Annotated in this window: 2 rRNA genes; both read right to left on the bottom strand. The window is 53.2% G+C overall.

Annotated features, from left to right (window positions below):
• Window positions 1-85: 85 nt before the first annotated feature.
• A 5S ribosomal RNA gene (gene rrf, locus JZX87_RS30890) occupies window positions 86-200 on the bottom strand.
• Between the two features lie 112 nt (window positions 201-312).
• Window positions 313-3,113: ribosomal RNA gene (locus JZX87_RS30885) — 23S ribosomal RNA — on the bottom strand.
• Between the last annotated feature and the right edge of the window lie 30 nt (window positions 3,114-3,143).

The following is a 3,143-nucleotide window of genomic DNA, read 5'->3' as shown; positions in this document are numbered from 1 at the left end:
AAAGGGCCGCTTAGGCGGCCCAATTGGATGTTCGGCTTGGGCCGAGGAGTGTCGAGAAGATTGATTGTTACATTGCCTTTAGAAGACCTGGCAGCGACCTACTCTCCCACGTCTTGAGACGGAGTACCATTGGCGCAGGGGCGTTTCACGGCCGTGTTCGGAATGGGAACGGGTGCGGCCGCCCCGCCATGACCACCAGGTCATCTAAGGGCAATGTGAAGAGAAGCTGGCAGGCGTTAGCCTGTTTTATTTAGAACACGTCGTTGCATCATCGCCCGGCTGAGCCGAGCAGATGAGCATTGATCAATGAGAGCGATTAAGCCAATCGGGCTATTAGTAAGGCTAAGCTTCATGCATTGCTGCACGTCCACACGCCTCCTATCAACGTGGTCGTCTTCCACGGCCCTGATAGGGAATACTCGTTTTCAGGTGGGTTTCCCGCTTAGATGCCTTCAGCGGTTATCCCTTCCATATATAGCTACCCTGCTATGCCGTTGGCACGACAACAGGTCCACCAGAGATATGTCCATCCCGGTCCTCTCGTACTAGGGACAGATCCTGTCAATATTCCTACACCCACGGCAGATAGGGACCGAACTGTCTCACGACGTTCTGAACCCAGCTCACGTACCGCTTTAATTGGCGAACAGCCAAACCCTTGGGACCTGCTCCAGCCCCAGGATGCGATGAGCCGACATCGAGGTGCCAAACAACCCCGTCGATATGGACTCTTGGGGGTCATCAGCCTGTTATCCCCGGCGTACCTTTTATCCGTTGAGCGATGGCCCTTCCACGCGGGACCACCGGATCACTATGACCGACTTTCGTCTCTGCTCGACTTGTCAGTCTCGCAGTCAGGCGGGCTTATGCCATTGCACTCGACGACCGATTTCCGACCGGTCTGAGCCCACCATCGCGCGCCTCCGTTACTCTTTCGGAGGCGACCGCCCCAGTCAAACTACCCACCATACACTGTCCCGGATCCGGATAACGGACCGCGGTTAGACATCCATGACGATAAGGGTGGTATTTCAAGGATGGCTCCACGAAGACTGGCGTCCCCGCTTCAAAGCCTACCACCTATCCTACACATGCCGACACGAATGCCAGTGTAAAGCTATAGTAAAGGTGCACGGGGTCTTTCCGTCTAACCGCAGGAACCCCGCATCTTCACGGGGAATTCAATTTCACTGAGTCTATGCTGGAGACAGCGGGGAAGTCGTTACGCCATTCGTGCAGGTCGGAACTTACCCGACAAGGAATTTCGCTACCTTAGGACCGTTATAGTTACGGCCGCCGTTTACTGGGGCTTCGATTCAGAGCTTGCACCCCTCCTCTTAACCTTCCAGCACCGGGCAGGCGTCAGACCCTATACGTCGTCTTTCGACTTCGCAGAGCCCTGTGTTTTTGATAAACAGTCGCTACCCCCTGGTCTGTGCCACCCCAATCCACTTGCGTAAAAAGGGGTCACGCTTCTTCCGAAGTTACGCGTGCAATTTGCCGAGTTCCTTCAGCATAGTTCTCTCAAGCGCCTTGGTATACTCTACCTGACCACCTGTGTCGGTTTCGGGTACGGTCTATACGGTGGAGCTATTTCCTGGAACCGCTTCCCCGCCCAGACAATCCAATAAGTCTGAACAAGTTACGCAATCCGTCACTACCACCAGGCCCACGAATATTAACGTGGTTCCCATCACCTACGCATTTCTGCCTCGGCTTAGGGGCCGGCTAACCCTGCTCAGATTAACTTTAAGCAGGAACCCTTGGTCTTTCGGCGAGGGGGTCTCTCACCCCCTTTGTCGTTACTCATGTCAACATTCGCACTTCCGATATCTCCAGGGGTCCTCACGGATCCCCCTTCACAGACTTACGGAACGCTCCGCTACCACATACACGTTAAGTGCATATCCTCAGCTTCGGTGCATGGCTTTAGCCCCGTTACATTTTCGGCGCAAAGACCCTTATTTAGACCAGTGAGCTGTTACGCTTTCTTTAAATGATGGCTGCTTCTAAGCCAACATCCTGGTTGTTTTGGGATCCTCACATCCTTTCCCACTTAGCCATGACTTGGGGACCTTAGCTGGAGGTCAGGGTTGTTGCCCTCTTCACGACGGACGTTAGCACCCGCCGTGTGTCTGCCGAGTAGTACTCCCAGGTATTCGGAGTTTGGTTAGGATCAGTAAGACGGTGAGTCCCCATAGCCCATCCAGTGCTCTACCCCCTGGGGTATTCGCTCGACGCTCTACCTAAATAGATTTCGCGGAGAACCAGCTATCTCCGAGTTTGATTGGCCTTTCACCCCTAGCCACAAGTCATCCCAATCTATTGCAACAGATGCGGGTTCGGCCCTCCAGTTGGTGTTACCCAACCTTCAGCCTGCTCATGGCTAGATCACTCGGTTTCGGGTCTAATGCAACTAACTGAACGCCCTGTTCAGACTCGCTTTCGCTGCGCCTACACCTACCGGCTTAAGCTTGCTAGTTACACTAAGTCGTTGACCCATTATACAAAAGGTACGCCGTCAGGCTTGCGCCCTCCGACTGCTTGTAGGCATCCGGTTTCAGGTTCTATTTCACTCCCCTTGTCGGGGTGCTTTTCACCTTTCCCTCACGGTACTTGTTCGCTATCGGTCATGCACGAGTACTTAGGCTTGGAGAGTGGTCTCCCCATGTTCAGACAGGATTTCACGTGTCCCGCCCTACTCAAGGACAATCAGTGTTCTACGCCTACGGGGCTGTCACCCACTTTAGCCAAGCTTTCCAACTTGTTCGGCTTTATTCCTGATTGCCACTGGCCTGGTCCGCGTTCGCTCGCCACTACTTGCGGAGTCTCGGTTGATGTCCTTTCCTTCAGGTACTTAGATGTTTCAGTTCCCTGAGTTCGCTTCTAACCCCTATGTATTCGAAAGTTAGATACCTTATTACAATACCTAGAAACCTAAACCGTGCCTAAACACGGCTTAAACTTTCTAGGTATTTAAGGTGGGTTGCCCCATTCGGAGATCCATGGATCAAAGCTTATTCGCAGCTCCCCACAGCTTATCGCAGCGTATCACGTCCTTCTTCGCCTGTGCATGCCAAGGCATCCACCAAATGCCCTTACGACACTTAATCGTTCTCATTGCCAATGCTCATCAATATAGC

The organism is Agrobacterium sp. Ap1 (genome assembly GCF_017313375.1).
Classification (GTDB): Bacteria; Pseudomonadota; Alphaproteobacteria; order Rhizobiales; family Rhizobiaceae; genus Neorhizobium; species Neorhizobium cellulosilyticum.
Note: the sequence above shows the minus strand (reverse complement) of the source record. Positions and strands in the feature narration are given on the sequence as shown.